Source organism: Staphylococcus sp. HMSC34G04, assembly GCF_001838765.1.
GTDB lineage: Bacteria > Bacillota > Bacilli > Staphylococcales > Staphylococcaceae > Staphylococcus > Staphylococcus epidermidis.
Genome location: NZ_KV838755.1, coordinates 23,932 through 30,572, shown reverse-complemented (window position 1 = coordinate 30,572; position 6,641 = coordinate 23,932). Strand labels below are relative to the sequence as shown.

6 protein-coding genes and 1 pseudogene are annotated in these 6,641 nt (G+C 31.1%); 2 read left to right on the top strand and 5 right to left on the bottom strand.

Features of this window, described 5'->3' with window-relative positions:
* A pseudogene (locus HMPREF3241_RS12850) lies at positions 1-143 on the bottom strand (inositol monophosphatase); the annotation flags it as partial.
* Positions 144-319: 176 nt separating this feature from the next.
* On the opposite strand from HMPREF3241_RS12850, the gene HMPREF3241_RS10040 reads away from it, so the two are divergent.
* Together HMPREF3241_RS10040 and HMPREF3241_RS10035 are read left to right on the top strand one after the other, a co-directional pair.
* Positions 320-931, top strand: a complete 612-nt coding sequence (locus tag HMPREF3241_RS10040) for a YktB family protein (protein WP_002457440.1) — start codon at positions 320-322, stop codon at positions 929-931.
* Between the two features lie 114 nt (positions 932-1,045).
* Positions 1,046-2,407 (top strand): Nramp family divalent metal transporter, encoded by a 1,362-nt coding sequence (locus HMPREF3241_RS10035; RefSeq protein ID WP_023474255.1) that lies wholly within the window; start codon positions 1,046-1,048, stop codon positions 2,405-2,407.
* A gap of 283 nt (positions 2,408-2,690) precedes the next feature.
* On the opposite strand, the gene HMPREF3241_RS10030 is transcribed toward HMPREF3241_RS10035, so the two are convergent.
* The 4 genes from HMPREF3241_RS10030 to HMPREF3241_RS10015 all read right to left on the bottom strand — a co-directional run bounded on the left by HMPREF3241_RS10030 (position 2,691) and on the right by HMPREF3241_RS10015 (position 6,636).
* Positions 2,691-3,227, bottom strand: a complete 537-nt coding sequence (locus HMPREF3241_RS10030) for a DUF4064 domain-containing protein (RefSeq protein WP_002446180.1) — start codon at positions 3,225-3,227, stop codon at positions 2,691-2,693.
* Between the two features lie 306 nt (positions 3,228-3,533).
* Positions 3,534-4,685, bottom strand: coding sequence for a lipoteichoic acid stability factor AuxB (gene auxB / locus HMPREF3241_RS10025; RefSeq protein ID WP_070853653.1), 1,152 nt, complete (start codon positions 4,683-4,685; stop codon positions 3,534-3,536).
* Positions 4,686-4,753: 68 nt separating this feature from the next.
* The gene (locus tag HMPREF3241_RS10020; protein ID WP_002457442.1) at positions 4,754-5,827 is read right to left on the bottom strand and encodes an ABC transporter substrate-binding protein; all 1,074 of its coding nucleotides are present in this window, start codon (positions 5,825-5,827) and stop codon (positions 4,754-4,756) included.
* Positions 5,824-6,636 carry an ABC transporter permease gene (locus HMPREF3241_RS10015; RefSeq protein WP_002457443.1) on the bottom strand — a complete coding sequence of 271 codons (813 nt, stop codon included), beginning with the start codon at positions 6,634-6,636 and terminating at the stop codon, positions 5,824-5,826. Before HMPREF3241_RS10015 ends, HMPREF3241_RS10020 begins: the two co-directional genes overlap by 4 nt.
* Between the last annotated feature and the right edge of the window lie 5 nt (positions 6,637-6,641).

The window sequence follows — 6,641 nt, the reverse complement described above, 5'->3', positions numbered from 1 at the left end:
TAATTCTCTGTCGCCTTATCCACATTTGTAACTAAATCATTAGGATTTGATTTAGTCTTAATGTCTAATTCTTCTTGCATCATCAATCTTACCTTATTTCCTGCTTCTAGTATCAATCCTTTTGCAAAATCATATAAAGCCATCGTATCATCTCCTATTACTACATATTATACATGAATAACTATGTAAATTTATATGAATACACACTATTTTACCTTTAAAAAGACTTCGTAAATCAAGAGAATGACCATCCTTATTTTAGATAAACTTTAAAAGTTTATGCTACAATATTCCTAATCATATTAAAAGGAGGCATATGATGACTCAATATACTTTTTCACCTAAAGATTTTAAAGCTTTTGAAGTCGAAGGATTAGATCAAAGAATGGAAGCACTTAATGACTATGTCAGACCTCAACTTCATCAATTAGGATCTTATTTTGAAGAATATTTTACTACACAAACAGGTGAAACATTTTATGCTCACGTAGCTAAACACGCACGTAGAAGTGTCAATCCACCTATCGATACATGGGTAGCTTTTGCTCCTAATAAACGTGGTTATAAAATGTTACCACACTTTCAAATCGGATTGTTTAGAAATCAGCTTTTCATTATGTTCGGTATCATGCACGAAGGTAGAAATAAAGAAGAAAAAGTGAAAATATTTGATAAACATTTTGATAAACTGACATCATTACCTAGTGATTATAGTGTTTCTCTAGATCATATGAAATCTGAAAAGCACTATATCAACGATATGAGTAATGAAGAGTTGCATGCTGCTATCGATAGAGTCAAAAATGTTAAAAAAGGTGAATTTTTTGTTGCCAGAACATTATCACCTACCGATAAAAGATTACAATCTGATAAGTCTTTCCTAAAATTTGTTGAGGAAACTTTTGATGAATTTTTAAAATTTTATCAATAAATTTAAAATGCTTGAGTGATTTAAATTATGAAAAGTCATTCAAGCATTTTTATTGCCCCAATATTTTTAGGTTGACCTAATATTTTATTTAGGTTAATATATTCTCATATATTAATGGGGGTGATTTTATTGAATATCAATAGTAACAATCAGGAACAACAACGAAGTTTAGATGAAATCAATAACACCATCAACTTCAATCATAATGATAGTGCAAGTCAAAAATTTCTGGCTTTTTTAGGACCAGGATTGCTTGTCGCTGTTGGTTACATGGATCCCGGAAATTGGATTACATCCATGCAAGGAGGAGCACAATATGGCTATACCTTGTTATTCGTAATCTTAATCTCTAGCTTGTCTGCTATGTTGTTACAAAGTATGACTGTGAGATTAGGAATAGCAACTGGTATGGATTTAGCACAAATGACACGTCATTTTTTAAATAAGCCTGTAGCAATTATGTTCTGGATTATTGCAGAATTAGCAATTATCGCTACTGATATTGCAGAAGTTATAGGAAGTGCTATCGCATTAGATTTAATCTTTGGTATACCATTAATTGTAGGTGCATTAATCACTGTATTTGATGTATTCTTATTATTATTCATCATGAAATTTGGCTTCAGAAAGATTGAAGCTATCGTGGGAACGTTAATCTTTACCGTATTGGCTATTTTTGTATTTGAAGTTTATATTTCTTCTCCACAAGTAATGGATATGCTTAATGGTTTTGTGCCCCATAAAGAAATTGTTACAAACCAAGGGATACTTTATATTGCACTAGGTATCATAGGTGCTACTATTATGCCACATAACTTATATTTACATTCTTCTATTGTACAATCGCGAAAATATGATAGACACAGTATTCATGAAAAAGCACAAGCGATTAAGTATGCTACCATCGACTCTAATATACAGCTATCCATCGCTTTTGTAGTCAATTGCTTATTACTTACACTTGGCGCTGCGCTATTCTTTGGAACAAAAACTGAAGATTTGGGTGGTTTTTATGATCTTTATTCGGCTCTAAAAACAGAACCTGCTTTAGGTGCATCGCTTGGCGGTATTATGAGTACTTTATTTGCTGTTGCCCTTTTAGCTTCTGGTCAAAATTCAACTATAACGGGAACGTTAGCAGGCCAAATTGTGATGGAAGGATTTCTTAAATTATCCATTCCAAACTGGTTACGTCGTCTTATCACTCGGTCTTTAGCAGTGATACCTGTTATCATTTGTCTTATAGTATTTAAAGGAAATACTGAAAAAATTGAACAATTACTTGTCTTTTCTCAAGTGTTTTTGAGTATTGCTTTGCCATTTTCGTTAATACCGCTTCAATTAGCTACAAGTAATCAAAATCTTATGGGAACTTTTAAGAATAAAACATGGATTAACATCATTTCCTGGTTACTCATAATTATCTTAAGTGGACTTAACGTATATCTTATCATTCAAACATTTCAAGAATTATGATTAAATGAATAACAAAGAATAAGTATCCTCTATTTTGAAATGATGAATTAGAAATATAGCTACTGTTGAAAAAGTACATAATAAAATTCAATTTAGATAGTGACGTTATATTTTATTAAAAAAGTCATTATTTTTCGCCATTTATGCACATACTTAACTTCAAGTTGTATAGTCCCTTTCTTACTTCATTAAAAAATACGCCCTATCAATTATTTTTACTGATAGGGCGTATTTTTATGGACTGTATTCAACATTTATTAGTCAAATATCAATTCTAAACCTATTAATATATATATGGATCGTCCTTTTTTTGTTTGTTGATTTCTTGTTCAGGATCCCAAACATCTTTCTGTTGTTGATTTTGTTGATGATTCAGATCACTTTGGTCCTTTGAATGGTTTTGACGAAGTTGATCTGTATCATTTTCATTTACATATGTTTTATCTTTTTTTGCAAAAAGTCTAATCGCAGCAATCATCCATAAAACCATCGCGATTAAATTAGTCGTAAATAAACCTACGATAGCCGCTGCTATGAGTAAACTAGCAGCAAGGTTTTTTCTTCCTTCAATTACCATTGCACCAACAAAACCTAATAGCGTTGAAAAACCTAAAATGACTAATGATGCAATAAGAGAAACTAAAAACATTTCAGATGACATATCTTGATTATTACCTGAAAACTGCTTCATTAATTCATTATATTGTTGTTGATTTGATGCATTATTAATAACAAATATCGATAGAATACCAAAAATTAAAAATAATAGGCTTAAGATATTAGCAATCCACGCTAATCTTTTTTCTACTTTTCTATTCAATTAATATGTGCCTCCTAACTCTTAAAACTATGGTTAATTTAATCATACTAAAAATTTATCTTTATCGCGAATAAGTTCATTTCCCATATTGATTAAGAAGTAAATAAGTTGCTAAGGTGTCAAGTTGATTTATCCAGAGTCCAACTCACTTTCTTTGAAATAGCGATATAGGTATCCCCACTTTTATTAAGTAATACGGTTAATCTAAAATTAAAAATATTGAATTCATCCTATATAAAATCTAGTTACAGAGGATGAATTTTTTTAAAATGCCTAGGACAGCAATAAATGTCCTAGGCATAAATATTAATTTTCTTTTTTTGAATCTTCCTCTTGGTTTAAGTTATTATCTGCATCTTCATGTTCATTATTAATCATTTGTCGACGTTCTTCATAATTCATACGTCGTTGGTTAACAGCACTTGGCTGGTTTTTTCTTCGTTCTTTCATACGTTTATTATATGCTTTTCTCTTTTCTTTTTTCTTAGCACGTATTTCTGCTTTTTTTCTTTTTCTTTGCGCTTTTAGTTCTTTAGGATCAATTTGTGGTTCAACAACTCCTACGTCATCGAGTTGATTACCTTCCATATGTTCCTGTTGTACATCTTCAAAATCCGTATTTTTAGATTTTTTATTGTACTTAGCTTGTCTTGACATGACTGTTGGTTCATCTTCAGTTTGTTGAGACGCATATTCACTTTCAACTGCTCTTTTTGGAAATTGAGAATATTTATCTTCATTGTCTACATATTCGTCTGAATAAAGTTGATTGGAAGATATATCTTCATCAGGTTGATTATCAGTTATACCATTATAGGAATCTTGTTGCTGAGCATTTCTATTGAATTGACGTCTTGTATTTCTATCTTCCTTTTTAGTGTGCATAGGTTCATACACATCATCATTATATCCATGTTCATTTCTTGACTCTGGTTCATAAAAACCTCTCTCATCATAGTATGTTTGATCATAATCATTATAATAAGATGGCACTGTTTCTATTCTATCTCTTCTTGCAAACATCATCATTGCAATGATAAAGAATAGGATAGGAATGATTAGAGTTACAATCAACAATACAAGTGGAATTGTGACTATAGCAGCTATTAAAAAAAGAAAACCAGACAAAATTCTTATATTCATAGAAATTAACGCTAAAAACGAGATGAGCAAACAAACAATAAAATAAACAATAATTGCCCAAACTCCATTTTGTAACCAAATCACAAATTGAGTTGTACTTAAATCATTATTGGCTAAAATTTGTTGTACGAGTTCATTATTATTAAGTGTGTTTTCTAAATTGGCAATTGACGTATCATTACTAAAAGATACGAGCGCAATAAACATTGAAACAATAGTTAATATGAGTAAGAATACCCAACTAAACCAACCTAATATTTTTTCAGTTAGCCGATTTGCTGGACGCTTAATTTGTGTATATTGCTCTCCTAACATTCGTTACAACTCCTTAACTTACTTATCACATTATTATATTAAAAAATTCTAAAAATAACTACCATTTGCTATTTTAAAGACATTTTAAAATTTAAAAAGCTTTCATTATAATCACTGAGAGACGATTGACCTAAATCTTTATAGACTTCTAACCGTTGCTGTTCTTGCTTTGATGGGTAGAATCTATGATCGTTTCTTACCTCTTTAGGCAACTTACTTCGAGCTGCTTTATTAGGTGTTGCATATCCTACCCATTCTGTATTCTGGGCACTATTTTGCGCGTCTAGTAAGAAATTCATAAACTTATACGCACCTTCTTTATTTTGTGCAGTTTTAGGTATCACCATATTATCAAACCAAAGATTGGAGCCTTCTTTAGGTATCACGTAATTATAACGAGTATTTTCCTGTACAAGTGGTGCAGCAACGCCACTCCAAACTACTGCAACATGTCCTTCGTTTTGTTGAAGCATCATGGTAATTTCGTCGCCTACTATACCTCTAACTTGTGGTGCTAAATTATGCAAATCTTTTTCTGCCTGATGAATATGGGTCGGATTTTTGTCATTAAGGCTATACCCTAATTTATTTAATCCCATTCCAATTATTTCACGTGCACCGTCTACTAATAAAATATCATTTTTGAGTTGAGAATGATACAAATCGCCCCAACTATCAAACGTTTCATTAGGATATTTCTCTTTATCATATAAAATGCCTACGGTTCCAAAGAAATATGGAATTGAATATCGATTGTTTGGGTCATATGACAAGTTCATATAATCATTGTCTAAATTTCTGATATTTGGAATTTTGTCATGATTTAAAGTCTCAAGCAATTTAGCTTTTTTTAGTTTTTGAACAGTATATTCACTTGGAAAAGCTACATCATAGTGTGTGCCTCCATTTCGAATTTTCGCTTCCATTGCTTCATTTGAATCAAAGGTTTCATATACGACTTGTATACCTGTTTCTTTTTCAAACTTCTTAATTAAGCTAGGATCAATATATTCTCCCCAATTGTAAACATATAACTTCTCATTTGCGTGGGTATTATCTTTTGATTTAAACCAATGACTAATCATTAAACATAAAATACCAATAACCATAGCAGAAATGATAAGTTGAAAAAATCGCTTCATTCATTGACACCTCGTTTCATCTTTTTCTGACGATTAACGATATGTTGAATAAAGTAATATCCAAATACTCCAAACATAATAGCAATAAATATTATTGTAGAAATGGCATTAATCTCCATACTTATACCTTTGCGAGCCATAGCATAAACTTCTACAGACAATACACTAAATCCGTTTCCGGTAACAAAGAAGCTTACTGTAAAATCATCTAAAGAATATGTTAATGCCATAAAGAATCCTCCTATAATCGAGGGCATAATATTAGGTATAATAATGCTACTTAATAATTGTGATTCATTAGCACCTAAATCTCTTGCTGCATTTAACATGTTATCATTCATTTCATATAATTGGGGTAAGACGATGATAACAACAATTGGAATACAGAACGCTATATGAGATGCTAGCACTGTTGAAAACCCTAAACCTAAACCTGTGAAATGTCCTATTGCAGTGAACATAATTAAAAAAGAAGCACCAATGACTACGTCTGAAGATACCATTAATACATTATTCATCGTTAATAGCGTAATCTTAAACCGTTTGTTGCGTAAATAATATAAAGCGATTGCACCAAATGTACCTATAACTGTAGCAATCGATGCAGATAAAAGTGCCACTGCAACAGTATTAAAAATCACCGACATCAACCGATCATTATGAAAAAGGGAGTGGTAATGTTCTAAAGTAAAATGTTCGAAGTGACTCATATTCCCCGCAGAATTAAAAGAATAAATCATTAAAAAGAAAATAGGAATATAAAGCACACTTATTAATAGAGCTATATATAATTTTCCATACCATTTCACACTAA